Annotated in this window: 22 protein-coding genes; 11 read left to right on the forward strand and 11 right to left on the reverse strand. The window is 41.1% G+C overall.

The window, feature by feature from the left end:
• Window positions 1-40 precede the first annotated feature (40 nt).
• The 3 genes from pstB to AN393_RS09505 are packed head-to-tail and all read right to left on the reverse strand — an operon-like array spanning window position 41 to window position 4794.
• Entirely contained in the window at window positions 41-868 is an 828-nt protein-coding gene (pstB, locus tag AN393_RS09495) for a phosphate ABC transporter ATP-binding protein PstB (protein WP_055014696.1), read from the reverse strand.
• 26 nt (window positions 869-894) lie between these two features.
• The gene (gene pstA, locus AN393_RS09500; RefSeq protein ID WP_055014695.1) at window positions 895-2544 is read right to left on the reverse strand and encodes a phosphate ABC transporter permease PstA; all 1650 of its coding nucleotides are present in this window, start codon (window positions 2542-2544) and stop codon (window positions 895-897) included.
• A 15-nt stretch (window positions 2545-2559) separates the two neighbouring features.
• The gene (locus tag AN393_RS09505; RefSeq protein ID WP_055014694.1) at window positions 2560-4794 is read right to left on the reverse strand and encodes an ABC transporter permease subunit; all 2235 of its coding nucleotides are present in this window, start codon (window positions 4792-4794) and stop codon (window positions 2560-2562) included.
• Between the two features lie 560 nt (window positions 4795-5354).
• Between AN393_RS09505 and AN393_RS09510 the strand changes: the two genes are divergently transcribed.
• The 3 genes from AN393_RS09510 (at window position 5355) to AN393_RS09520 (ending at window position 9607) form a co-directional block, all read left to right on the forward strand.
• Window positions 5355-5861 carry a glycine cleavage system protein R gene (locus AN393_RS09510; RefSeq protein WP_024031441.1) on the forward strand — a complete coding sequence of 169 codons (507 nt, stop codon included), beginning with the start codon at window positions 5355-5357 and terminating at the stop codon, window positions 5859-5861.
• A 178-nt stretch (window positions 5862-6039) separates the two neighbouring features.
• A complete protein-coding gene (gene ppk1, locus AN393_RS09515) occupies window positions 6040-8127 on the forward strand; it encodes a polyphosphate kinase 1 (protein ID WP_055017940.1) in 2088 nt (695 codons plus the stop codon).
• The gene (locus AN393_RS09520) at window positions 8120-9607 is read left to right on the forward strand and encodes an exopolyphosphatase (protein ID WP_055017941.1); all 1488 of its coding nucleotides are present in this window, start codon (window positions 8120-8122) and stop codon (window positions 9605-9607) included. Before ppk1 ends, AN393_RS09520 begins: the two co-directional genes overlap by 8 nt.
• A gap of 41 nt (window positions 9608-9648) precedes the next feature.
• On the opposite strand, the gene AN393_RS09525 is transcribed toward AN393_RS09520, so the two are convergent.
• The 7 genes from AN393_RS09525 to AN393_RS09555 form a co-directional block, all read right to left on the reverse strand.
• The gene (locus AN393_RS09525; RefSeq protein ID WP_055014691.1) at window positions 9649-10104 is read right to left on the reverse strand and encodes a hypothetical protein; all 456 of its coding nucleotides are present in this window, start codon (window positions 10102-10104) and stop codon (window positions 9649-9651) included.
• Window positions 10105-10282: 178 nt separating this feature from the next.
• Entirely contained in the window at window positions 10283-13405 is a 3123-nt protein-coding gene (locus tag AN393_RS09530) for an efflux RND transporter permease subunit (protein WP_055017942.1), read from the reverse strand.
• Entirely contained in the window at window positions 13402-14937 is a 1536-nt protein-coding gene (locus AN393_RS09535) for an efflux RND transporter periplasmic adaptor subunit (RefSeq protein WP_055017943.1), read from the reverse strand. Before AN393_RS09535 ends, AN393_RS09530 begins: the two co-directional genes overlap by 4 nt.
• 3 nt (window positions 14938-14940) lie before the next feature.
• Complete coding sequence (locus AN393_RS09540; protein ID WP_055017944.1) at window positions 14941-16263, reverse strand: TolC family protein; 1323 nt, start codon at window positions 16261-16263, stop codon at window positions 14941-14943.
• Between the two features lie 263 nt (window positions 16264-16526).
• Window positions 16527-16892: a hypothetical protein gene (locus AN393_RS09545; protein WP_055014687.1), complete on the reverse strand. Its 366-nt coding sequence runs from the start codon at window positions 16890-16892 to the stop codon at window positions 16527-16529.
• Window positions 16893-16955: 63 nt separating this feature from the next.
• Window positions 16956-17564, reverse strand: a complete 609-nt coding sequence (locus AN393_RS09550) for a paraquat-inducible protein A (protein ID WP_055014686.1) — start codon at window positions 17562-17564, stop codon at window positions 16956-16958.
• Window positions 17565-17566: 2 nt separating this feature from the next.
• Window positions 17567-18832 (reverse strand): EAL and HDOD domain-containing protein, encoded by a 1266-nt coding sequence (locus AN393_RS09555; RefSeq protein WP_055014685.1) that lies wholly within the window; start codon window positions 18830-18832, stop codon window positions 17567-17569.
• Window positions 18833-18976: 144 nt separating this feature from the next.
• Here AN393_RS09555 and AN393_RS09560 point away from each other — a divergent pair, with 144 nt between their 5' ends.
• The 3 genes from AN393_RS09560 (at window position 18977) to AN393_RS09570 (ending at window position 21293) form a co-directional block, all read left to right on the forward strand.
• The gene (locus AN393_RS09560; protein WP_055014684.1) at window positions 18977-19735 is read left to right on the forward strand and encodes an ABC transporter substrate-binding protein; all 759 of its coding nucleotides are present in this window, start codon (window positions 18977-18979) and stop codon (window positions 19733-19735) included.
• Window positions 19736-19804: 69 nt separating this feature from the next.
• Entirely contained in the window at window positions 19805-20371 is a 567-nt protein-coding gene (locus tag AN393_RS09565) for an alkylphosphonate utilization protein (protein ID WP_055014683.1), read from the forward strand.
• A gap of 106 nt (window positions 20372-20477) precedes the next feature.
• Window positions 20478-21293, forward strand: a complete 816-nt coding sequence (locus AN393_RS09570) for an META domain-containing protein (protein WP_055014682.1) — start codon at window positions 20478-20480, stop codon at window positions 21291-21293.
• Between the two features lie 56 nt (window positions 21294-21349).
• Here AN393_RS09570 and AN393_RS09575 read toward each other — a convergent pair whose 3' ends face one another.
• A complete protein-coding gene (locus tag AN393_RS09575; RefSeq protein WP_055014681.1) occupies window positions 21350-22189 on the reverse strand; it encodes a 23S rRNA (adenine(2030)-N(6))-methyltransferase RlmJ in 840 nt (279 codons plus the stop codon).
• A 238-nt stretch (window positions 22190-22427) separates the two neighbouring features.
• On the opposite strand from AN393_RS09575, the gene zapB reads away from it, so the two are divergent.
• From zapB to AN393_RS09600, 5 genes are all read left to right on the forward strand, one after another.
• The gene (gene zapB, locus AN393_RS09580; protein ID WP_024031454.1) at window positions 22428-22658 is read left to right on the forward strand and encodes a cell division protein ZapB; all 231 of its coding nucleotides are present in this window, start codon (window positions 22428-22430) and stop codon (window positions 22656-22658) included.
• Entirely contained in the window at window positions 22658-22960 is a 303-nt protein-coding gene (locus AN393_RS09585) for a cell division protein ZapA (protein ID WP_055014680.1), read from the forward strand. Before zapB ends, AN393_RS09585 begins: the two co-directional genes overlap by 1 nt.
• A gap of 62 nt (window positions 22961-23022) precedes the next feature.
• Window positions 23023-24045 (forward strand): MBL fold metallo-hydrolase, encoded by a 1023-nt coding sequence (locus AN393_RS09590; RefSeq protein WP_055014679.1) that lies wholly within the window; start codon window positions 23023-23025, stop codon window positions 24043-24045.
• A gap of 30 nt (window positions 24046-24075) precedes the next feature.
• Window positions 24076-25560 (forward strand): LysM peptidoglycan-binding domain-containing protein, encoded by a 1485-nt coding sequence (locus AN393_RS09595; RefSeq protein WP_408003143.1) that lies wholly within the window; start codon window positions 24076-24078, stop codon window positions 25558-25560.
• A 67-nt stretch (window positions 25561-25627) separates the two neighbouring features.
• Window positions 25628-26116: a peptidylprolyl isomerase gene (locus tag AN393_RS09600; RefSeq protein ID WP_024031457.1), complete on the forward strand. Its 489-nt coding sequence runs from the start codon at window positions 25628-25630 to the stop codon at window positions 26114-26116.
• Window positions 26117-26118: the final 2 nt, after the last annotated feature.

Here is a 26118-nt window from a genome sequence, read left to right on the forward strand (position 1 = left end):
TTACCTTCTCTTAAATTCGTTCACAATAACCAAGCAAGGACTAGCCGTAACGGCCTGTAATGTAGTCTTCTGTTTTCTTTTTGCTAGGCGTTGTAAATAAGGTATTAGTATCTGAGTATTCGATTAATTCGCCCATGTACATAAAGGCCGTTTGATCAGATACACGTGCAGCTTGTTGCATGTTGTGCGTAACAATGACTACGGTAAATTTATTTTTTAAATCGTTAATTAGCTCTTCAATAACCAATGTAGAAATTGGGTCAAGTGCCGACGTTGGTTCATCAAGTAATAGTACTTCAGGCTCAATTGCAATTGAACGGGCAATAACTAAACGCTGTTGCTGACCACCCGATAGCCCAAATGCGCTATCATGTAATCTGTCTTTTACTTCATCCCATAGTGCCGCACCACGAAGTGATTGCTCTACTACTTCATCTAGCTTACGCTTTTCTTTAATACCCTGTAAGCGTAGGCCATAAACCACATTTTCATAAATCGATTTAGGAAATGGGTTAGGACGTTGAAACACCATACCTACGTTACGACGAAGCGCGGCCACATCGACCTTTTTATCGTAAATGTTTTGACCATGAAGTAATATTTCACCTTCAATACGACACACATCGACTAAATCGTTCATGCGGTTAATGCATCGCAATAGGGTTGATTTACCACAACCCGATGGGCCGATAAACGCGGTTACCTGACCTTTAGGAATATTCATATTCACTTTGCTAAGCGCTTGCTTTTCACCATAGTAAAGATCAAGGTCCTTAATCTCTAACGCTTTTTGGTCATCAGTTAAGTTTTCTAAGTCTAACTTTAAGCCTGTATTAGCTTGGTTTACTTGTGGAGCGACTGTAATCATGTTTGTTACCTATAATTCTTTACTAATTAGTGTTCAAGCGATCTGAATTTTTCACGTAAATGATTACGTATGCCTATCGCTGTTATGTTGAGGGTAATAATCACCGACACCAATAAGAAGGCCGTTGCGTATACCAGCGGGCGCGCCGCTTCAACATTAGGGCTTTGAAAGCCTACATCATAAATATGAAAGCCTAAGTGCATGAACTTTCTATCTAAGTGAAAATATGGGAAGTTACCGTCAAGGGGTAACGTAGGGGCCATTTTTACAACACCTACCAACATTAATGGTGCAACTTCACCGGCCGCTCTCGCAACAGCAAGTATTAAACCTGTCATGATTGCAGGGCTTGCCATAGGAATAATAATTCGCCATAAGGTTTCAACCTTGGTGGCACCAAGCGCTAATGAACCATCGCGTACTGTACTTGGAATACGTGATAAGCCTTCCTCAGTTGATACAATAACAACCGGTAATGTAAGAATAGCTAATGTAAGTGCCGACCACATTACACCGGGTGTACCAAATACTGGTGTTGGTGCGGCTTCGGGGTAGAATAATTGGTCCAGACTTCCCCCAAGCATGTATACAAAAAAGCCCAGTCCAAATACGCCATAAACAATAGACGGGACACCGGCAAGGTTTATTACCGCAATACGAATCATCTTAGTTACTGCATTTTTAGCTGCGTATTCATGCAAGTAAATTGCAGCAACTACGCCAAATGGAGTCACAATAACAGCCATCAGCATTACCATAAATACAGTACCAAATATTGCAGGAAATACGCCGCCTTCGGTGTTAGCTTCACGTGGGTCGTCTGATACAAACTTACCCAATTGAACAAAGTAATGGCCTAGTTTTGAGAAAAAGCCCATGTCGTTCGGCAGCCAAACATCAAGTACTTGATACAGTGGAATGGTGACCACTTCACCGCGCATATCTTTAACTAATACTTGGTCACGCTTGGCTTTTTTACGCAGTGAAAATAGCTCTTTTTCAAGTACTGCGTATTCATTACGTAACTCGGCACGTGCCTGGGCAAGCTCAGCAACACGCTCATCAGTTAGCTCGTCATCAAGTAGGTAGGCTTTTTCTTGTAGGCGTAAACGCTCAAGCTCGTAGTTAATATGACCAATTTCGCCATTTTGTAAATCAAGCGCTTCATCGTTTAAATCAACCGCACGTTCTACTAACTCATGTAAGGTTTCGATTTTATCGCCAGTAACCGGCTTTCCATCTTTAATTACACCTTCGATGTAACCATAAAAGTTACCGTTTTTACTACGCTCAAATACAGCAAGCGTAGCCGGTGTACTTTGCTCAGTAATATCAGTTTCTAATATCCAGCGAAAATCTAAATCTACAAATTCGCGGTTACCTGTTTTTATAAGTAGGCGCTCAACTTCATCTTTATTAAAGCCTGAAACATCAATACCGGTTGCCGCTAAACGTGCCGTAGGTACGAGCTCTCGGTCGTAAACTTCACCAATTATGGTTTGTTTTGAAATAGACCCTTCTAGCTCAAATTGAACCACCTCCGATGGCCAGAAAAAGCTTAACCCTTTCCAAGCTATCATTGCTAATAAACCAAGAACTGAGATTAAGCTGATGCTTACTGCACCGCCTGTCATCCAAATCCAAGGAGAACCAGACTTAAACCACTGCTTTACCATGTCGTGTCTCTCCACTTACATTGAGCTGTATTTTTCACGCAGCTGCTGACGAACAAACTCAGCCACTGTGTTGAAAACAAAGGTGAATATGAATAGTACAAATGCTGCTAAGAATAGTATTCTATAGTGCGAGCTGCCTACTTCTGATTCAGGCATTTCTACCGCAATGTTTGCAGCTAAAGTACGCATACCTTGGAAAATACTCCAATCCATAATCGGCGTATTACCGGTTGCCATTAATACAATCATGGTTTCGCCTACTGCACGGCCAAGGCCCATCATCACAGCAGAGAAAATGCCTGGACTTGCTGTAAGTAGTACAACACGCACTAGCGTTTGCCATTGTGTAGCACCAAGTGCAAGTGAACCATTTGATAAGTGTTTAGGCACACTAAATACGGCATCTTCCGCAATCGAAAAAATAGTAGGAATAACCGCAAAGCCCATCGCAATACCCACAACTAACGAGTTACGTTGGTCAAACGTCATACCAAGTTCATTGGTTAAGTATTGACGTACATTTCCATCAAACATCCAAAGCTCGACTGTTTCGCTCATCGCGAACGACAGCCAGCCAATAAATAACACGACCGGAATTAGCAGAATAGAATGTGACCCTTCAGGGATTTTATGGCGAATACTCGCTGGTAACTTAGTCCAGCCTAGTGCGGTGGCTAATACACCTAATGGCAATAAAATAAGTAAACCAACAATGGCAGGTAAGTGCTCTTCTATAAGTGGCGCTAACCACAGGCCAGCTAAAAATCCGAGTATTACTGTAGGCAGAGCTTCCATAATTTCGACGGTCGGCTTTACCACTCTACGTAGCTCACTCGACATAAAGTATGCGGTGTAAATAGCAGCAGAGAGCGCAATAGGCACTGCAAACAGCATGGCGTACAGCGCAGCTTTTAAGGTACCAAACGAAATAGGAACTAAAGAAAATTTAGACTCAAAGTCATCGCTTGCTGAGGTAGATTGCCAAATGTAGCCTGGCTCTGGGTAACCTTCGTACCATACCTCTTGCCACAGGGCTGACCATGTAACCTCTGGGTGTTCATTATGAATCTCTAATACGGTTAGTTGGTTATCGGCTAAAATTAGCGCTGCATTTGAACGTGGGGCTATAGCAAAGTTTTTAATTTCACCTTCACTGACTTTACCTTGCCAAAGTTTTGCCTCGCTTGTGGTGTAATAAATACCTAACTCACCGTTACTACTTGTTGTAAAGAAAGTACGACGATAAAACTCAGTGAAAATATTCAGCTTACTTTGCTTCGTTGTTTCAAACGAGCGAATTTTTTGATACTCACGACCGCTATCCGTGTTCACCTCAAACCACTGCGAGACTTCACCATTGTCGTTTGCCAACATTAGCGAGTTAGCACCAGCAAGCAGCTGGGCTGATACTATATTAGCGTTTTCTTCATTAGCTGACAGTAACTGGATCTGTTCTACATCATCTGGATAGCGGGTATCGTAAACATAAATTTGATTAGCTGAACGCACAAAAGTTCGGGTGGTATCCGGCGAAATTAATAGCTCGTCTATACGCCCATTTACATCAAGTTCGGTGCGCTCAACTACCCATTCAACTTCACCAGTGAACATGTTTTCCTCAGCCACAAAGCTGCTAAACAACACGCGCTTGTCTTCGGTTAAAGCAACAACAGCTGTTTTATCTTCATAATGGCTAAATGCAAAGCGCTTGATGGCTGCACCTTGATCGTCAACTTCTAATGCCATTTCGCCAAGAGGGTAATCTAGACGCGGTGTTAGCTTTCTTTGATTATTTGGAAAAGTGACTAAAAACTTAGGTGCGACAAGCATCACTGAGCCATTTTCTAAGCCAAACGCATAATGCCCCTGAAACGGCGCACTGTTTGCAAAGCTTGATGCATCACTTGGTAGCTTAGCGCTTAATGTTTTAAGCTTTTGACCAAAGCTGCCATCTTGCACACTATAAAAAATGACCTCGCCTTGCTGGGATAGCAAAAAGGCAACCTCTGTTTGTTCCTCAACACCTAAGCCCACGATTTGATCAGCATTAGTAACGTTAAAGCTGTTACGCTTTTCTACTTTTGCTGACTCAAAAATTGGTTGTACCACATAAAGAAGGTAAAAGAATATTAATAACAATGCTATTAATACCATTACTCCGCCTGCGGAAATACCCCACTTTGCAAACCGGTCTTTAAATAGACGGCTTCGATCCGTATTTAAAGTCGGCTTATTCGGATTGGAAGTCATCAACACACCCTTTAATTCTGTTGTTGCGCGAATTATATTTCATCAAGATGACAGTAATGTTACAGATGTAATAAATACCCGCTGCAAGGCTTTAAAACAGCCCCTTTATTAGGTACTCAATAGCGCGCTTTGCAGTATTTAGCTCATCTATATTTATACGTTTATTACGCATTACCTATTTACACTTTTATGGTTAAACGAAATACGTACTGCTCAAAGCGAGTGAAAACTGGGCGTTCCTGAGCAGAAAGCACAATACGATGACACTTATTATCAAAAGTGCTATAAAATTGTTAATTGATTCAGTGTGGATTTATGTTTTTGTAGGAACTAATTTGTGCTTTTATTGGACAAACAATTTAACGCAGACAATACTAAAACTATGTATAACGAATGAAGACAACAGCGCTTAAGCTAAAAAAATACAACGATAAATATACAAATAAGTAGTAATAAACGAGTAGTTTTCTATGCGTTTATTTTACCCCCTACATTGATAGAAACATTACACATAATTAATGCCTACGCATTTACATTTTCAGGCTTAGAGAGAGCTATTTATGAAGCAGTTGGTGATCACCATTTTAGGGCAAGACCGGCCCGGATTAGTAGAAAGCATTTCATCTGTTATTTTGCAAAATAAGGGAAACTGGCTAAGCAGTAATTTAAGCCACTTACTTGGTCACTTTGCAGGTATTATTCAGGTTGAAGTAGCCCAGGAACACTTTGAAGCATTACAAAATGCATTAAATGCCTTACCTAAACTCGATGTACGTATTGAAACCGGCAACACAGAGGTAGAGCCAAGCAGCAAAGAACAAATAAACTTTGTTATTACCGGCAACGACCGACCTGGTATTGTACAAGAGCTGGCAAGTGTAATACGCCATAAAGGCGCAAGCATCACTCATTTAAACTCAAGACAGCAGAGCGCGCCAAATTGGGGAGTGCCTATTTTTAGTGCTGTCGCCACGGTTACTTTACCCAGCGGTATGAACAAAGAAGAAGTGATTGATGCGCTTGAATCAATTACCAGTGACTTAATTGTAGATATTGAAGAGGCCTAAACTAGCACGCCCTTGACATAAAAATGACACGGCAGTCATTTTTATGTCATCTAACTGGCGTAAATTTAAATAAAAAGGGCTGATTATTACTCGTGTTATCGCTTTTTACATTGCAATTCCCCTAAGCGTATACACAGCCCAAATTAAACTTAAAGCATATCCTAATAATGGAATAGAGATGAATGCCCACATAACTCCCTCTCAAACAACTGAATATTTTGCCAAAGAGCTAAGCTGGCTGTCATTCAACGAGCGTGTGCTTCAAGAAGCTAAAGATAAAAATAACCCAATTATCGAGCGCATGCGTTTTTTAGGTATTTTTTCTAATAACTTAGATGAGTTTTTTAGAGTACGTGTTGCAGAGGTAAAACGCCGAATTTTACTAAATAAACTCCCCGATGCTAACTTTGAAGAAGACGAAATACTACTTAGCGAGATACAAAAAAAAGTGCGTCAGTTAGGTAAAAAGTTTAACCACATTCATCAGCAAGTACTTACCGACCTAAACCATCATAATATTCACGTGAGCCGCCCTGATGAGCTAAGCGTGTTTCATTTAAACTGGCTAAAAAATTATTTTCATGAGCACGTTCTACAGCACACCTCTCCTATTTTACTAAACGAAAACAAAGATTACTCCGACTATATAAACGACACCATGACCTACCTATTTGTAGAAATGAGTGATGAAAAAAGTTATTACGCCATGCTTGAGGTACCCACCGACAGGGTTGATCGCTTTATAAACCTGCCTCCAGAAAAAACCCGCCGCCATAAAACTATTGTGATGCTTGACGATGTAATCACTTACTTTTTAAATGATGTATTTAGTAGTTTTTTTTCCTATAAAAGCATTGCCGGTTATGCAATAAAATTAACCCGCGATGCCGAGTACAACCTAGATGATGAACTAGAAGCTGGCTTGCTTGATAAAATGTCCAAAGGATTAAAACAACGTATTTATGCCGAGCCGGTAAGGTTAGTTTACGATCAAGCCATGCCTGAAAGCATGCTCAAAGTGATGAAAAAGCGCCTCGGTGTCACGCATCATGATGCGTTAATTCCTGGGGGGCGTTATCGTAATTTTAGAGACTTTATAACGTTCCCTAATGTAGGGCGCCAATATTTAGAAAACAAACCCCTTCCCGCATTGCAAAGTAGTGCATTTAAAAAGCACGCCAGTGTATTTGATGCCATTAGTGAGCAAGATATTTTACTTTATTACCCCTATCATACCTTTAACCATGTGCTTGAATATGTGCGCCAAGCGGCATTTGACCCCAAAGTTACACAAATAAAGGTAAATATCTATCGTGTAGCGAGTAAGTCTAGGTTAATTTCTTCATTAATTAATGCCGCTAAAAACGGAAAATTAGTGACCGTTATGGTCGAGTTAAAAGCACGTTTTGACGAGCAAAATAATATTGAATGGGCAAAGGTGCTAAGCAGTGCAGGTATTAAAGTGATTTTTGGTATACCCGCATTAAAAGTGCACAGCAAATTATGTGTCGTGCACCGTAAAGAAAAAGGCCAAATAGTAAAATACGCTCATATAGGCACAGGCAATTTTCATGAAAAAACAGCCAAAATTTACACTGACTTTAGCTTATTTACTCGCCACACTGGCATTTGTGAAGAAAGCGACAGCGTATTTAGATTTATAGAGAGCAGTTATAAACCCTTTAAATTTGACCACCTGATGCTTTCGCCAATAAATGCCCGTGAAACGCTGCTTAATTTAATCAATAACGAAATTGACCATGTTAATAACAACAAACCGGGCAAAATTACTGTAAAAGTAAACAACCTCGCTGATAAAGAGCTGGTAGATAGGCTTTACCTTGCTGGCAAAATAGGGGTTAAAATTAGAATTATTGTACGTGGCATGTGCTCACTTATTCCTGGTATGCCTCAACTTAGCGACAATATTAAGATAATTAGTATCGTTGACCGCTTTTTAGAGCACCCTCGGGTCATGGTATTTGGAAATAATGGCGATGAAAAAGTATTTATATCCTCTGCTGATTGGATGACACGTAACCTAGATCACCGTGTTGAGGTAGGCGTGCCTATATTAGATGTTAAGTTAAAACGGCTCATAATTGATATATTAGAGCTACAATTTAAAGACCGTACCAAAGCACGTATTATTGATAGCGAACAAAAAAACGCTTATGTAAGACGGGGTAACCGTAAAAAAATTCGCTCTCAAATAGCTATTTACGATTATCTAAAAAAATGGGAACACACTTATTATAATGAATGATCATCCTTCCATTGCTGCCGTTGATTTAGGTTCCAATAGCTTTCATTTAGTGGTTGCTCGGGAAGTGAACGGCACTTTGCAAATTCTACATAAAGAAAAACAACGCGTTTATTTAGCTGATGGATTAGATGACAAGTTTCGCTTAAGCCAGGCAGCCATCGGTCGTGCTTTAGTGGTGCTAAAGCAATTTGCTAAAACGTTGCACGATTTTCCTGCCAGTAACGTAAAAGTGGCGGCTACATACACCTTTAGGCGAGCTAAAAATATTAATGCCTTTTTAGCACAAGCAAGTAATGTGTTTCCTTTCCATATCGATGTAATCGCTGGACAAGAAGAGGCGCGCCTTATTTATCAAGGTGTAGCACATTATATTCATAATGAAGAAAACCGTTTAGTGATCGATATTGGCGGCGGCAGTACCGAGCTTATTATAGGTAAACATTTTAAGCATAAACTTTTATCTAGTCGCAATATGGGTTGCGTAAGCTTTACTAAGCAGTTTTTTAGCGATGGTAAAATAACGGCCAAACGCTTTAACAAAGCGCAAATAAAAGCCGAGCAAGAGCTCGAGGCTATTTTTTCTACTTATGTAAATGAAAATTGGCAGTCAGTAATTGGTACCTCAGGCACTATAAAATCAATATTAGCGATAATAAACACTGCCAATACGCAACAGCCTAAAATCACCTTTGACAATTTACTCACTTTAAAAGGGCAGTGCATTAGTGCTAAACACATTGATAACTTAACTATTGCAGGGCTCACACCTGAGCGCCAACAAAGTATATGTGGTGGCTTAGCAATTTTAATCGCAATATTTACAGAGTTTGCCATTAAAGAGCTTACCTATAGCGACTTTTCATTACGAGAAGGGTTACTGCACGAAATGCAGCAGAAGCTGGCCGACAAGGATATTCGCTCAAACACTATTAATAATTTAAGTGAGCGCTACACCGCTGATAAAACACACGCAGCACGTGTTGCGGATACGGCTATTTGGCTTTATAAACAGCTAAAAAATGTGTGGTATCTAGATAACAACGATGATGTTGCGTTGCTGACGTGGGCAGCAAAATTACATGAAATTGGTTTATCCATTAACTCTTCAGGCATTAACAAACACAGCGCTTATATAGTGGCAAATAGTCAATTACCCGGTTTTACGCAGCAAGAGCAACTTATTTTAAGCTCACTTATTCGCTTTTATCGTAAAAAAATTAAACTAACTGAGCTGCCAGAGTTTTTAACTATTTCTCAAAAGCACGTACTTAAGCTTATTGTTATTTTACGCTTAGCTATTTTATTTAATCAAAAACGCCAAGTTAGCTTAAAGCCTGATATGGTAATAAGCGCAAGCAACTTAGGGTTGTTTATTAAATTTAGTAATGGCTACTTGCAAGAGCATACTCTACTTCAAGCGGATCTTGAGCAAGAACAACTCTATTTAAAAAAAGCGGGGATTGAGTTTGAGTGCATTTAGTAATAAAAAGCTCGCTTAAAGCGAGCCTTTACATGTTGGGCTTACATATCCATATGGCGGTTTGAGCTTTGCATCATTTGCTTAATGCCTTGCTTCTCGAGCTCTAAAATTTGCTCGAGCTTTTCTTTACCGTTTTCTGTTTCTGCGCGCTCTAATAAGTATTCGTAAAGTTCGATTACTTTTTTATGCTGCTCAGAGAGATAATTTTGAATAACCTTTTCATCAAACTCTTGGTCTTTGCTTATATCCTTAAACGTAATTAGCTCGGGGTTATCTGCAAAGTATTCGTAGCTGTAAGTATCTAAAGTATTGATCTCAGTAATTGCTTTAAAGCCAACTAGGTCTTCAGCTAACTTTTTTTCATAATCTAAATAATAGTCCACTAGCATTGCATTACGTTCGTCAAGCAACTCCTTAACGCTGTAAAAATTTGCCGCCATTTGTGTGTGAAATAAAACGGTCCAATCGTACACTTCTTTAATTGTTTTAACTTGCATGTGCATTCCTTACTGAGTTGACTGTATAAGCGATGAGTTGCGTAAAACGTGCCAACATAAACTTTATTAAAAACAACGAATTAAATAACAAAAAAGAGGAGCTAGGCGGTTTATCTGGTACAAGTTACAAAATACGGGTAATTTTTATAGGGCAATACAAAGCGCATTGCCCCGAGCTTTAATGAGAAATATGCCGCTTTTTCCACAGTAAATACACGGCAGGGATAACTAATAATGTAAGTATAATCGCACTTAACATGCCGCCTACCATAGGCGCAGCTATCCTGCTCATTACTTCGCTGCCAGTGCCTGTACCGTATAAAACAGGTAATAAACCAACAATAATTGTCGCTACCGTCATCATTACGGGGCGCACTCTTAGCCCTGCACCTTGCATAATAGCGTGTTGTAGCGCTTGTAAGTTAAATGCAGTTTCGGTTTGCTCGCACTGCTGTTGTTGCGCTGTATAAGCTTGGTTTAAATATACAAGCATAATGACGCCTATTTCTACGGCAACACCAGCCAATGCAATAAACCCTACACCCACTGCCACCGAAAAGTTAAACGCTTCAAAGTACATTAGCCAAATGCCGCCCACCATAGCCAAAGGAAGGGTGGCTATAATAATAAGTACTTCGCTTAGGCATTTAAAATTAAGGTATAGCAGTATTACAATAATCGCGAGTGTAAGCGGTATCACATAAGTAAGCTTTGCTTTTGCGCGTTGCATGTATTCGTACTGCCCTGCCCACGTAATTGAATAACCAGCAGGTAATTGTAGATTATCGCTAAGTACTTGCTGTGCTTGTGCTACATAGCTGCCAATATCACTGCCTTTAATATCAATTAAGCTCCACCCATTTAAACGCGCGTTTTCGCTTTTAATGCCGGTAGGGCCATCTTCAATAAATACTTTAGCAACATCACCAAGTGCAATATGTTGTCCTGATGGTGTAATAATAGGTAATAATTTTAAATCTTCAGGCGAAGAACGAAAGCGCTGCGGGTAGCGTAAATTTACCGGGTAACGCTGTTGCCCTTCAATTGTTTCAGTCACGTTTGAGCCGCCAATGGCAGTGGCTACAACCTGTTGTATGTCGGCTATATTTAGATTATACCGTGCTGCTTTTTCGCGGTTTATATCCACTTTAATATAACGCCCTGTGGCCACACGCTCTGAATACACAGAGGCTGTGCCAGGCACATCTTTTAACAACTGCTCAATTTGCTGCCCAATGTTTTGAATTTCTAACAAGCTTGGGCCTGCAATTTTAATACCTACGGGCGTTTTAATACCGGTGGCAAGCATATCAATCCGTGTTTTTATTGGCATAACCCACGCATTTGTAAGGCCCGGTAATGCAACTAAGCTTTCTAGCTCGGCTTTAATTTTTTGCTTCGTCATGCCCTCTCGCCACTGTGATTTGGGCTTAAATTGAATAAAGGTTTCAATCATTGTCAGCGGTGCGGGGTCGGTAGCGGTATCAGCTCGCCCTATTTTGCCAAATACAGTTTTTACTTCTGGCACTGAGGCTATGAGCTTGTCTGTTTGCTGTAAAATTTTTCGTGCTTCACCAATAGAAAGCCCTGGGTAAGTTGTTGGCATATACATTAAGTCGCCTTCATCTAGCAAAGGTATAAACTCACTGCCTATTTTATATACCGGATAAAAGCCTATAACCGTCACTATAAATGCAATAAATAACGTACTTTTTGGAAATTTAAGTACGGTGGCTAACAGCGGTTTATACCCTGCAACCAAGGCTCTATTAACAGGGTTTTTATGCTCAGAAATGACCTTACCCCGAATAAAGTAGCCCATTAGCACCGGCACTAAGGTTATCGCTAAACCGGCAGAGGCTGCCATCGCATACGTTTTTGTATAAGCAAGCGGGGCAAACATGCGCCCTTCTTGCGCCTCTAAAATAAATACAGGCATAAAACTTACTGTAATAATGAGTAAACTAAAAAATAACGCAGGGCCGACCTCCGTGGCCGATTTAGTCACTATTTGCCAACGGTTTTGCTTGGTTAGTGGCGTTTTTTCCATATGTTTATGCATGTTTTCTATCATTACAATAGCACCATCTGTCATTGCGCCAATGGCAATAGCAATCCCGCCTAACGACATAATATTCGCGTTTACACCTTGCCAATACATCACAATAAAAGCCATTAATATACCCATAGGCAAGGTTATAATAGCCACCAGCGATGAGCGCACATGAAATAAAAATACCACACACACTAAGGCAACAATAATGAGCTCTTCAAACAATTTACTGCTCAGGTTATCGACCGCGCTTTTTATTAACGTGGAGCGGTCGTAAACCGGTATTATTTCAACCCCTTCGGGTAACCCTTGTTTTAATGACTCAAGTTTTGCTTTTACCCGAGAAATCGTTTCTTGGGCGTTTTCGCCATAACGCATCACCACAATGCCACCCGCAACCTCGCCTTCGCCATTAAGCTCTGCAATGCCTCGTCGCATTTGTGGGCCTAAGCGTACATTTGCTACATCTCGTAATTGTAATGCACTTCCTTGGGCATTAATTCCTAATGGAATGGCTTCTAAGTCGGCGACACTTTTAATATAACCTGTGCTGGTTACCATGTATTCAGCTTCAGCCATTTCGATTACTGAGGCGCCAGTTTCTTGATTACCTTGGCTAATAGCCGTTTGTATCAAACTAAGAGGAAGGTCATGAGCACGTAACTTAATGGGGTCTACAACCACTTGGTACTGCTTTATCATGCCACCCACAGTGGCCACTTCAGATACCCCTTCAACGCTTTGTAGTTCAAATTTTAGAAACCAATCTTGCAAGCTACGAAGTTGGCTAGTATTGAGCTGATTTGTTTTATCAACTAACGCATATAAATAAACCCAACCCACTCCTGTGGCATCGGGTCCAAGTTGCGCTTTTGCGCTAGGCGGCAAGCGGCTTTCTACCTGACTTAAATACTCTTGAACGCGGCTGCGGGCCCAGTAAATATCGGTATTTTCATCAAAAATAATATACACATATGAGTCGCCAAAAAACGAAAAACCACGCACCGTTTTAGCGCCAGGCACAGACAGCATGGCCGTAGTAAGCGGGAAGGTAACTTGGTCTTGCACTACTTGGGGCGCTTGGCCTGGGTAGCTGGTTTTAACAATGACCTGTACGTCCGATAAATCTGGAAGCGCATCAACGGGAGTCTGTTTAACACTGTAAATACCCGCGCCAAATACAATAATACTCAGCAACAAAACGAGAAAGCGATTAACGATCGACCAGCGAATAACAGCAGCTATCATAATGACTCCCCATGCATTGAGTGATGAGCTACGCCTTTGCCAGTGGGGTGTTCAGCAATTTTGCTTATTACAAATTCACCGTCGATAATGCTAAAGGTAAAATTAACCTGCTGATTAGGGGAAAGCGCATTAATATCAAGCGCTTTAGCAAGTATAAAGTCCATCGTAGCGGGGCCTCTGTTCCATTTAGCAATAGCCTCTCTACTAATGTTAATTACCCGCTGGGCTGGGTTTATATTATTTATGGTCCCCATTACTGTGGCTGTTTGAACCGCTTCAGCCTTGTCTATTTCCATATCAGGCATATTGCTTATCGCTTGAGTGCTTGGTGCGCTCATACGCTCAAAGTCTGAGTCCTTACTCGACTCAGAGTCTATTAAAAACTGCGCAGCAGTCACAACACTATCCTCCTTGGTAATGCCTGATAGAATAGCCACCTCTTGTTGACTAATTTGCCCAACCTTTACTGCCACGGATTTAAAGCGTCCATTGCCTAGGGCAAGTACTACTCGGTTTTGTGCACCTGTACGAATAAGCGCTTGCTTAGGTATAACAAGTTGCGCTGAGTTACTGTGTGTGTGAATGCTTACTTGAGCAAACATATTAGGTTTAAGAAGCCCGGCGGTATTTTCAAAACGCAGCCTTACACGTAGAGTACGATTTTGAGTATTAAGCGCTGGGTAAATGTAATCTACTACGCCCTGCCACTGCTTACCTTGGATGTAATCAAGTGTCATCGTCACAGGGAGCCCTTTGGTTACTAAAGCTGCTTGGCGCTCAAATACTTCTGCCTCTACCCATACTTGCTCTAATTTAGCGATACTCATCATTGAGGTGCCGGGCTTAACATAAAAACCTTCACGTATATTAAGCTCATCAAGCACGCCACTTTGACGCGCGTAAAACGTAATGTTTTGCATCACTTTTTTATTTTTTTCTAAGCGTTCTATAAAGCCATCAGACACATTTAGCGATTCTAAACGCGCTTTGGCAGCCCGAAGCAATACACTGTTTTTTCTATTTACTGCGAGTAAAAACTCTTCTTGCGCGTTCACAAGCTCAGGAGAGTAAAGCGTGTAAAGAGGCTCACCAGCACTAACGGGCTCCCCTTGCGCTTTTACAAATAACGTTTCTATCCAGCCTTCTACTCGGGGATGAATATGGGTTACCTGGTCTTGGTTGTATTGCACATAACCGATTGTATTAATATTGCTTTGCAGCGTTTTAACTTGCACTTTACTGGTTTTAACGCCTAAGTTATTAACCACTTCAGGTGATATTTTTATAGTACCTGGGCTGTCGTTTTCAGTGTTTGCATACACAGGTACTAGCTCCATGCCCATTGGCGACAGGCCTGGCTCATCACGCCTATAATTACTGTCCATTGGCGCAACCCAATACAACGGCTTCGCTTTTTTACTATCAGCGGTTGTGGCTAAGTGCTCTGTGTCATTAATCAGCCAGCGATTAGCAATAAACATTAACGCGGCACCAGTAAGCAGTGCTACAAGGTATTTTAAGTTCGTTTTCATTTTTTACCCTCGTAACTCAGCCATTACTAGCGAGTCTAAACTGGCTGCGTAATAATTTAGGCGAGCAATAATAATATGTTTGTCTATTTGAATATTAAGCGCATCTATTTTGGCATTTAGCTCACTAATACGCGCACGCATAACATCAGAAAAGTCGCCATCATCACGGGTGTACGCGTTTAAAGTAGCCTGCGCTTGTTGCGACATTTGCGGTAATAATGTGTTTTGATAAAGCGTATGGCGCTGCTTAATTCGCTCAAGCTGGCTAACCTCTTTAAAGTACTCCCCTTTTAGATTTTGTAGCGCCACGCGTTTGTCGGTTTTAATGGCTTCTACAGTGGCAATAGCGGCTTTAACTTGCTGATCTTGCCTGTTGTCGGTAAATAAAGGCAAATCAATACTCACGCCAACCGAAAGTAAATCAGCACGCGATTCACCAAATTGATTATCAGCGCGGTAGCCATAACCCATATTTACGCCAAGTTGTGGCTTATAGCTCTGTTTAGCAAGGCTCACTTGTGTGCGTTTAGCGGCTATACGCTGATCTATTGCCACCATAGAGGGGTGCGCCATAAGTAACTTAATCAGCTCATTAAAGCCTAAGCCAATAAATTGTGTTAGCGGGGTTGGGACTGTAAAAGTGTCACTTAATGGTTGACGTAATATGCTGTGTGGTAACCACTGAGCTAATCCTTGTTTAGCGGCGTCTAGCTGCTGTGCTAATACAATCAGTTTATCTTCAAGGCGTGTGAGTTCCAATTGTGCGCGAATAATATCTTGTTGGCGGGTTTTGCCTAAGCTACTGGAGTAACTGGCTTCGGTAACTTCAATTAGCTGGGTAAACAATGCTTTATCTTGTTCAATTAACGCAATACTTTGCTGTGCTCTGTAGGCATTTAACCACAGTTCCATCACCCTCGCTTTTACTTGCGCCTTTCGCTGCGCCCTCAGCCACGGCTGCTCAAGTGCTTCTTCTTTTATTGCTTGCTGGCTAAGTGCCAGGCTATTACCACGGCTAAAGCTTTGGCTTATACCCAGTTTTAACTGCGTCATGTTTTCTTGATCAAACGCAAAGCCATCTACGGGTACGCTTTGTAAACCTATGCTCAGTACTGGGTCTGGTAAAGTACCTGCAGCAATACTTTGCGCTGTGGCGGCGGCTTGCTTTTGCTCACTGGCGCTCAGCCACGGCTCGTTATTGAGCGCCATGTTTATGGCATCCGTTAAATTAAGGGTGGGTACTTTTGCTATGGCATCACTATTAAATACAGCACCAAATAAGGTGGCACTTAGTAATACAGCTTTAAAAATTACAGTGCGGGTCATTGCCTGCTCCATCTAAAATTAAAAATAAAAATCTTAAATTAACAAGCAGAACAGGCGCTTTAAGCCAATATAGCTAAATTTCACGCATACCAATGGTAATGAGTTATTGAGTATTTATAGCAACAGTTAAATACAGTGATAACAAGGCATAAACATCGCCATGTAGGTGTTCTACATGAGAGGTTTATAACGCTGTTAACGCTTTATTTGGCACGCTAAATGGCTTAATAATCAGGTCGATTGGTATCACACCTATTCTGCGTTTAAGCAAACATAGGAGGGCGATATAAGGTATTACTGGGAGGGGAGGAGAGACCGCTATTAAACAGGGTAACTTTTTCACTCGATAACGAAAAAGCAGTAAATAAGGCTGGGTACGTTAGAATAGAGCTGCTTCCACAGCCATTTATTGGGCAATGACACTCACTTTGAATATCGGCTTCATCATTGCAGCAATCCATTTCCATCATACCTGTAGGCAATTTACTCTCGCTCATTACATGTGTGGCATGCTTTGCTGATAGGCTCATATGTGGCATTTCGCACTGCTGATTTACAGACGCGACGGCTTGCCCCACAAACGTGAGTAACATCACAACAACGAGCAAATTTGAGTAAAAACGCTGCAAAACTAAGCCTATTAAGTAAATTACCCAATAATAATATTTGAGTTGTTGAGCGAACTCAAATAATTAATTTTCTTTTTTAGGCGGGGTAATTAAGCTACTCGCTAAAATAGCAAAAATACAATAAGCACTAAAATACCAAAACCCCTCGCCAAACGTGCTATGCATAATGAGTAAATCGCTACTTTGGCCATGTGCATTGCCTGCCAAATAAGTCACTATTAACGCAATAACAAACACATCCACCATGCTCCACTTGCTCAGCGCGCAAATAACTACACCTAACTTATTTTTAAATACGCTGGCCGACAAGCAGCAATACAGCAATTGCATCAGTAGCTTTAAACATGGAATCACAATAGAGAACAACCCAACAAGCACCGCTACAAATAAATTATTATTGCTAGCCAGCTCATTAATAGTCCCCCATATACTTTGGGTTTTATTGTACGCGTTTATTTCACCTTCTAATTTATCAAGCCCTAACATGCTAGAGAACATCATTAACATACTGCGGGTCCGGCCATCGCCTTCCTCGGCTAACATGTCTATCCCAACCTTAGCCAGTTGCGATTTATCAATGTTACCCTCAATCGTCAATACGGGCTTAGTAACCCCTGGGAATAACAGCCCTAATGCAACCACAATACTTAAAATAGATAACCAATTACGCATATTTATTCTGCTATAGCCTCAATAATTTCGTCACTATACAGCACTGCATCAAGCACATAATTAAAAATATGCCCTATATGCAGATCACTGTTTATTGCTGGCATTAGTGTCGCTATTTTATCCATTTCATCTAGTTCAAACGCTCTAATAAGCGCAAGGCTTTGCCCTAAAATGCCCTCATTGTTTAATAATGCCTGGGCAATACTTTCATCTAACGAAAATTCTTTAACAATAGCTTCAAGGTCTGTATCTAAAATTGCATCCATTACCGAAAATAGCCCAACCAAATAGCCTTGGCCAACCAATTTTGGATAACTCTGACCTAACAATAGCGCAATAAACTGGGCTCTGGTTAACGCAAGCTTTGTAAGTTCTGTCGGTTTATCAGCGCCTAACTCACTCAGTGCTAAAACGCGAACTAGCTGCCTGATGCTATCCTCTCCTAAATACACAACCGCTTGCGATATAGAGGTAATGGTTAATTTGGTACTACTCGAGCGGGCATTAGCTAACTTTAATACACGCGCTGTAATGGCTACATCTCTGGCTACTTGCTTTTGTATTTCATCAAAGCATAAAGATTCTTTTGCCGTAAAGCGCAGTAAATCAAACACAATCACTTTGCCCGGCTCCACATCTTTGTAGGTGATCATTTCAGGACGTGCAAAAAAGTAACCCTGAAATAAATCGCAACCCGCTTTTTTTAACGAATGAAATTGCGCATGTGTTTCTATGCGCTCAACAATCACTTTTGCATGCGGGTTAGCGCGTTTAATTTTTTTTATCCGCATATTGGTCTTAATTATTACATCGTCCATTTCAATTTTGATGTAATCAACATGCGCAAGTAATGGCGCCCACTTATCGTCACCATCGTAATCATCTAAAGCAAACCTGTACCCCTCTTGCTTGAGCGCTTTAACGCGTTGAGTAACCTCTGCTATTTTGTTTGTACGCTCAACGATTTCTAACACACAATTTTGGGGCACTAGCAATTTTGGAAAGTTTTCTAAAATAGTGGCGGAAGAAAGATTAATAAACGCTAAGTGATGTGCTGTAAGTTTATCTGGCCCTAACATCATTAATGTATTAAAAAATAAGCGGCTAGTTGCTTGCTCATCAGAAGTCCCCACAGGAAATGCGTTATGGGCTGAATCGCGATAAAGTAGCTCATAGGCAAACACATTCTGCTGTGCATCAAAAATAGGTTGCCTTGCAACAAACTGCGTTAGCTTTTGCCCGTTCTCAAAAATATTTGTAGGGTTCACTTATAAAAACCTATCTTATTTAACGTTGTTTATTACAATTAAGTTATATACTGTAATTCAACTACCATGAAGATTCTAGAATCCTTGCATGTAAAGCTAAATTACATAGCACTCACTCATAAAAGTTTAGCAAAGGTTATTTATTTGTTTTTTTTAAAGTTGTTTTTATTCTTATTTATTGCCCACCTTGCTACATTTGCCAATGCAGAGCAAAGCCAGCCAGAGCTTAACTATAATGTTAGTGCATCGGGCAGCCATTACCCTTTTTACACCAGTAACCCAGAAAACCCTGGTATTTTGCCAGAAATTATTACCGCTTTAATGGCGCAGGCAAATATTACCGTCAATCATGTGGAGCTACCCACCAAACGCATTGCCAAGTATTTAGAAAACGGCTTTATAGATTTTGATGTGTTCTCTTTAAAATGGTTAGCCCAAAACGAGCGGGATAATCCTTACTATGTTTTTTCAGACCCGCTGATCCCCGCAACTGAAATGATTATAGCTTTACCTAATAAAGTGGCGCAGTATCAAACTGAACAAAGTTTATATTCGAAAGAGGTTGGTACCGTACTTGGTTACGATTACCACGATGATGAAAAATATAATCGCGTCGACTTTCCCTCTGAAAAAGAGCTACTAATTGCATTATCTAAAGCGCGTATTGATGTTGCCATTATGGGGATTCACACCGCAGCGTATTGGTCTAAGCAGTTAAATATTAAAATTGGGTTTGGCGCACAGCATTCGCACGGATATTTAAGAGTACGGTTATTAGCTAAGCATAAAGCCCTATTGCCTAAAATAAACCAAGCAATTGCTTACTTACACAGCAATGGTTATATAAAACGTATCGAAGATAAGTACATAGAGCCAATACCCGCACAAAACTTAAGGGATTAGTATCGCCCTGAGCCGCCACTGGGGTATAATACGGCCAAATGTAAACCTCCTCCTATATAAGAATGCCTTATGAGTATTGAAAAAGCCTTAATCGAGCGCAGCAATAATCAGTGTGAATTGTGCAGCGCAACCGAACACTTATCTGTTTACGAAGTACCTCCTGTTACCGAAACCCACTCAGATAAATGCATTTACACCTGCCAAACCTGTAAAGATCAAATAGAAAACAACAGCGAGCTTACCCCAACACATTGGCACTGTTTAAACGACAGCATGTGGAGCCAAACGCCTGCCGTACAAGTGGTAGCCTATAGAATGCTTACACGCTTAGCTGTTGATAGTGGCTGGGCACAAGATGCGCTAGATATGATTTACCTTGAAGAAGACACACTTGCGTGGGCCAAAAAAGCCCTTGCTGAAGATGACGATATAAAACATGTAGATAGTAACGGCGTAGTACTTCAAGCTGGCGATACCGTTACGCTAATTAAAGACTTAGATGTGAAAGGCAGTAGCTTGACCGCCAAACGCGGCACAGCAGTACGCAACATAGGCTTAACAAGTAACCCTGAGCATATTGAAGGGCGTGTAGAGGGCCAACGCATTGTTATTTTAACTAAGTTTGTCAAAAAATAGCTTTATGCTAAGGCGCATTAGCGCCTCTTTATGCCTTAAAAATTAAGCCATGATTAAGCTCCCTCCCCCTACACTTACCAGCAATACAGGAATAAGGAGCGCAAGCATGGCTAAACATCAATTGAGGTTTCAACAACGCATATTTACAAGCTTAGGTTTATTAGCACTAAGTGCATTCACATTAGCGGGCTGTGAAAAACCCGCTAACGAGTCACAATCTACAGCACAAGAAAAAAACGTGATGGGATTGACCGCTCAAGTAAGCTATAAAGATCGCAGTATGCCACGCCCAGGGTCGCAACTGATCGTAACGCTATCGGATGTATCAAAAGCAGACGTAAAAGCCGAAATAATCACCCAACAAATCCTAGATATAAACAAAGCGCCACCGTATACCGTAGAGCTTGCGTATGATGACAACAACATTGTTGATAAACACCGCTACAGCCTCACAGCCAGAATCATTAATAAAGACAAGGTTCTTTATACCAGCACAAGGCAGTACAACCCTTTTAAAAATGCAAAATCAGGGATCCTTCACGAAATTGAGCTTGAAAGAGTCGCCTCACCTAAAAGTGATGTAACGCTTGCAAATACATACTGGAAGGCAGTGACAATTAATGCACAAACAGTCAGTGTAAGAACAAAAGAGCCGTTCATACAATTTGATAAAGACAACCGTGTTAACGGCTTTTTAGGATGTAATAACGTCAGCGGCAGCTACAGTACAGAGCAACATTCAATATCGTTTAGCCAATTAGCAAGCACAAAAAAAATGTGTTCGCAAAGCATGGAGCAAGAAGCAGCGATGTTAAACATGCTCAATAACACACAAAAATGGGCTATAGAAGGCGAGTCTTTAGAATTAAAAGATAGCAGTGGCAACACGCTTGCCACCTTTAACGCGGTCTATTTTAATTAAGTAAAAGCCCAGTTAAACTGGGCTTTTTAGTGCGCGTATTTAAATACTCTCACACACTATTCATCTACTAACTGCTCGCTTCGGTAAAAGCCGCTAGGTTTACTTAAAAGCTTAACAAGCTCAGGTAGCACGTTATCCATTGTTTGCTTTAATTTCCAGGGCGGGTTAATCACTATCATGCCTGAGGCAGTCATACCGTGTACGTCAGTGTCAGCCTCAGTACCTAGTTCAAATAATTGAATATTACGCATGCCCGACTCAATCAGACCTTGCTCCATATTATTGATACGCTCTCTATCAACAACAGGGTACCAAATCATATAAGTACCTGTAGCAAAACGCTGCTGCGCCTTTATCAGCGTGGTAACAACTGTATCGTAATCGTCTTTAATCTCGTAAGGCGGGTCAATAAGTACACATGCTCGGCGCGAAGCAGGCGGAAGTAACCCTATTAATCCGACAAAACCGTTTTCGCCACGTACGCGAATAGAACGCTTACCTTGCATGTTTTGCTCAAGTAACTGCAAATCGCGCGGATGTAATTCAAAAAACCAGCCTTTGTCTTGGCGGCGCAGGTAATGCTCAGCAATTTTTGGCGAACCGGGGTAAAACGCCAACTCATCCCCATCATTAAACGATTTAATTAATGAAATATAATCGTTTAGCGCCTCGTGCTCACTGCTATGCTGCCAAAGCTTAGCAATGCCCTCTTTGTATTCTTGTGTTTTTTGCGCATCTGATGAACTTAACTCAAAAAACCCCGCACCAGAGTGGGTATCAATGTAATCGAGGGGTTTATCTTTAATGGTTTGATATTGAAGTACCTGTGCAAGTACTAAATGTTTAAGCACATCGGCAGGGTTACCTGCATGAAAAGAGTGTCTGTAACTAAGCATGGATGATTTTCGCTATACGCAATTTAATATCGGCAGTGAACCACAAGCTCCGTATTTTGGCAACCTATTCACCGCTAAGCGCGCAGTTAAGTGAACCATTTATGAACAAAAAAGCCCCTACCCTGAATTATCACTTAATAAACAATAAAATTGTGCTAAAACCACCGTAAATGCTGGCAAAACAACACACTTTGCTTTACATTTGCATGACATTAATTACAGTTATATGAGCGCCTTTATGAACAACACAACTCTTCAACAACTCGAACAACTGATTGACTCGCTTATCGAGCGCAACAACCAATTACAAACGGATGTTGCTAGCTTAAAAGAGCAAAATGCAAAGCTAAGTGATGAAAACGAAATTTTACAACTAGAAGCCCTTGAAAACGAAGAAAAGCAAAAAGATGCTAGCTCTACGTTAACAGGCTTACTTGATAAACTACAAAGCGCACAACAGGCAAGCTAATGTCTGAGCTGCAAAACCAGCGGGTCACAGTTGAGTTGCTAGGTAAAGAGCAGCAGTTTGCATGCCCTGTTGGGCAAGAAGATGCATTAATAGCAGCAGCAAAAAATTTAAATGACTTGGTTGAGCAAACAAAGCAACGCTCATCAGTTCGCAACGAACAACAAGCGATACTTTTAGCAGCACTTACACTTAGCCATGAGTTACTAGAAGCTAAAACGCACGCCAGTGTAGAGCAACAACAGCAAGATCAACTCATTGATAAACTCAGCCAATGCTTGGCGAGTGACCCAACAAAAAAATAAAAAGCGCCCCGTGCGCTTTTTGTTTATTATGATAATAAATAAATGTTGCGCAGAGACACACAATGACGTTAAAACCCCTTTTAGTAACTGTAATCCCCGCTCTTTTTATTACCCTTAGCCTATTTTCTCAATCTACTCAGGCAGCGGTTACTTGGCAGCAAATTAACGACAATGTGCAATTTTTAAAACAACAAAATAAGCTACGCTTTTACGATTCAAACCAAGTGCTCATAGAGGGCGAACAATGCGCACTAATGGTTGATGCAAGCGGGAACTTTGCAGCCGTTGAAGCACTGGCAAAACAGTTAAAAAAACGCCTTAAAACCCCGTTATGTTATTTAGTAGCGACCCACTTTCATGACGACCACTTGCTAGGCATGGCCGTATTACAAAACGCCTTTCCAAAAGCACAGCTAATAGTGCATAAGCAAGTAGCCGATAACTTTGCCACATACCAGCAGGCGTACGATGATAAGTTAGCAGGCTATGAAAAAAGTATAGAACTGAGCTATCAGCGCTTAGCCACATTGCCCGAACAACAGCAAACACAGTGGCGCGAAAAGCTCTCTTTAGCTAAACAGCGTTTTTTACGTTGGAAAACCTATAACTTAGAATCACCTACAACTGTAATTAGTGAGCCACAAAGTATTGATTTAGGGAACTTTGCCGTACAAATAAAGCCCGAAAAAGCCCATACAAACGGCGATTTAACGCTCAGTACCAATAATGGCGCGCTGCTAATAGGCGGCGATATTGTGGATTGGCTACCCTACCCTGGTCACGGTCAATTACAAAATTGGCAAGCCCTACTCAAACGCTATATTAATCAGCCTAATTTGCGTACAATACTTCCCGGCCACGGCGAGGTGCTTAAAAAAACGCAACTTCAGCAACCTTTATTGTTTTTAACAAATTTAACTACCCATGTTAAAAACAATAAAAAACAATCACTTGATGAGCTAATCAACAGTTTCCCTGTGGATGTATTAGCGCCGTACAAACAAGAAGCGTTAAATACAAAATCGAGCCAATTATTTTTACAAGCAGGGCTCAAGCGCGCTCAATTAACTCAGCACACGGAATAGTGTTAACAAATAAAGGTACTTTTAAAAGAGATGATAATTCGCGGATTGTGTTTAATTTTTGCGTGTATTTTAATGTTTGGTTGCAGCTCCACAGAAAATGCAGAGCCTGTTGAAGCACCACAGATTTTCACTCACTTTGAGCCAAGCTACGAAAACCAAATTGACCTTGAGCCAGCAGAGCCAAAACAATTACAACAAGCAAAGCCTGCCCCGCCGGTAAAAGCAAAAAAAAACGTTGTAAAAAAACGCCCCGCGAAAGCTAAAAATCTATGGGTGCATATTGCCAACAACCTACATTTTACGGTGTATCAAAATCGCGCCTTAAAAAAGCGCATTAACTGGTATTTAAAACAACCTAACTATTTACCCACTGTAAATAAACGCGCCGCGCCTTATTTGTACCATATAGTAAAAAAAATTGAGCAAAAACGCCTGCCTATGGAACTGGCTTTATTGCCTTTTGTAGAAAGTGATTTTAGACCCACCATTGCTTCGTCGCAGCAAGCGGTAGGCGTTTGGCAGTTAGTGGCCGCCACCGCACATCATTTTGGGGTTAAATCCGATCAGTGGTATGACGGACGACAAGATGTACTTGCTTCCACCGATGCCGCACTTGAATACCTTAGCTATTTACACAAACGCTTTGATGGCGACTGGCTTCACGCACTAGCGGCATATAACAGTGGTGAAGGCCGAGTTAAACGAGCCATTGAGCGAAATAAAAAACGCGGTAAAAGTACCGATTATTTTTCTCTAAAGCTGCCAAAAGAAACGGCCGAATACGTGCCTAAACTGTTAGCGCTAAGCTACTTAGTAAAGCACCCGCAAAAAGGCTTTAAGCGCCCTAAACTTGCTAATAAACCAATAACAACCCTAATGAACATTGGCCAACAGTTTGATTTTTCGGTCATTGCTAAGCTCTCTGGGGTTGGCTCAAAACAGTTGCACGCGCTTAACCAAGGTTATTTAAAAAATCAGAGTTCACCTAATGGTCCCCATTCATTGCTTTTACCTATTGGCCAAGAGGCACTGTTAAAAAGTCAGTTTTTTAAGTCTAATTTTGCAGGCGAATACATCGTTAAAAAAAATGATACGCTATACAGTATTGCAAGGCGCTTTAGCATGTCGGTAAGCGCGTTAAAGCAGCTCAATGGCAAACAAAATAATATGATAGGGATAGGTGAAAAACTGTTTGTTGGACAGCCTAAAACGCTCCCCAAATCGCTCACTATAGATTATCAAATTAGTCCATATTTGGAGCCTCAAGAAGTCGTGATCCCAACCATAGAAATAGACTATGAAGTAAAACAAGGCGATAGCTTGTGGAGCATTAGCCAGCTTTACGAAGTGCCGCACAGCGATTTAGCTAAATGGAACAACTTAAGTGCCTCAAGCATTTTAAAGCCTGGCACGCAATTAACGCTATTTATTCCCCAGGCAGAACAACCCAAGCAACCGCAGCAAAAACAAGATTTACTGCAAGATCTACAAAAATCACTTATTCAACCACGCTGAGTTTATAAAGCTCGGTATTTCGCGTAAAATCGGCGTTTAACTTAGTCAAAAACTTAAAGAGACAAGCATGCAAATTAGCAAAAATTCAGCAGTTGAATTTCATTACACCTTAAGCGAAGCGGGCGAGCAACTAGAAAGCAGTGTAAACCACGCGCCGCTTAGCTATATTCATGGCAGCGAAGGCATGCTTCCTGGCTTAGAAAAAGCCCTTGAAGGCAAAGCTGCAGGCGATAAGTTTAGCGTAACACTTGAACCTAGCGAGTCATACGGTGAGCGCGTTGACGATTTAATTCAGCGTATTCCACTTAAGCACCTACAAGGTGACGTAAAAGTGTGGAAACCAGGTATGACTGCGATGGTGCACTCAAACCAAGGGCAGCACCAAGTAACATTAGTTAAAGTAGGCCGCTTTAATGCAGATTGCGATTTAAACCACCCGTTTGCAGGCAAAACGCTAACGTTTGATTTAGAAGTGGTATCGGTTCGTGAAGCAACCAGTGAAGAAATTTCGCATGGCCATGTTCACGCAGAAGGCGGCTGCGGTCACTCTCACTAGTC

Origin of the sequence: Pseudoalteromonas sp. P1-25, from assembly GCF_001401805.1 — a bacterium.
GTDB lineage: Bacteria > Pseudomonadota > Gammaproteobacteria > Enterobacterales > Alteromonadaceae > Pseudoalteromonas.

Coding starts and splice junctions, on each gene's coding strand:
- ppk1 (WP_055017940.1), top strand. CDS start 6,040: ATGAATGCCCACATAACTCCCTCTCAAACAACTGAATATTTTGCCAAA.
- AN393_RS09550 (WP_055014686.1), bottom strand. CDS start 17,564: ATGCGTAATTGGTTATCTATTTTAAGTATTGTGGTTGCATTAGGGCTG.
- AN393_RS09595 (WP_408003143.1), top strand. CDS start 24,076: ATGATAATTCGCGGATTGTGTTTAATTTTTGCGTGTATTTTAATGTTT.
- AN393_RS09530 (WP_055017942.1), bottom strand. CDS start 13,405: ATGATAGCTGCTGTTATTCGCTGGTCGATCGTTAATCGCTTTCTCGTT.
- AN393_RS09525 (WP_055014691.1), bottom strand. CDS start 10,104: ATGCAAGTTAAAACAATTAAAGAAGTGTACGATTGGACCGTTTTATTT.
- AN393_RS09510 (WP_024031441.1), top strand. CDS start 5,355: ATGAAGCAGTTGGTGATCACCATTTTAGGGCAAGACCGGCCCGGATTA.
- AN393_RS09575 (WP_055014681.1), bottom strand. CDS start 22,189: ATGCTTAGTTACAGACACTCTTTTCATGCAGGTAACCCTGCCGATGTG.
- pstA (WP_055014695.1), bottom strand. CDS start 2,544: ATGGTAAAGCAGTGGTTTAAGTCTGGTTCTCCTTGGATTTGGATGACA.
- pstB (WP_055014696.1), bottom strand. CDS start 868: ATGATTACAGTCGCTCCACAAGTAAACCAAGCTAATACAGGCTTAAAG.
- zapB (WP_024031454.1), top strand. CDS start 22,428: ATGAACAACACAACTCTTCAACAACTCGAACAACTGATTGACTCGCTT.
- AN393_RS09565 (WP_055014683.1), top strand. CDS start 19,805: ATGAGTATTGAAAAAGCCTTAATCGAGCGCAGCAATAATCAGTGTGAA.
- AN393_RS09535 (WP_055017943.1), bottom strand. CDS start 14,937: ATGAAAACGAACTTAAAATACCTTGTAGCACTGCTTACTGGTGCCGCG.
- AN393_RS09590 (WP_055014679.1), top strand. CDS start 23,023: ATGACGTTAAAACCCCTTTTAGTAACTGTAATCCCCGCTCTTTTTATT.
- AN393_RS09570 (WP_055014682.1), top strand. CDS start 20,478: ATGGCTAAACATCAATTGAGGTTTCAACAACGCATATTTACAAGCTTA.
- AN393_RS09600 (WP_024031457.1), top strand. CDS start 25,628: ATGCAAATTAGCAAAAATTCAGCAGTTGAATTTCATTACACCTTAAGC.
- AN393_RS09585 (WP_055014680.1), top strand. CDS start 22,658: ATGTCTGAGCTGCAAAACCAGCGGGTCACAGTTGAGTTGCTAGGTAAA.
- AN393_RS09540 (WP_055017944.1), bottom strand. CDS start 16,263: ATGACCCGCACTGTAATTTTTAAAGCTGTATTACTAAGTGCCACCTTA.
- AN393_RS09520 (WP_055017941.1), top strand. CDS start 8,120: ATGAATGATCATCCTTCCATTGCTGCCGTTGATTTAGGTTCCAATAGC.
- AN393_RS09505 (WP_055014694.1), bottom strand. CDS start 4,794: ATGACTTCCAATCCGAATAAGCCGACTTTAAATACGGATCGAAGCCGT.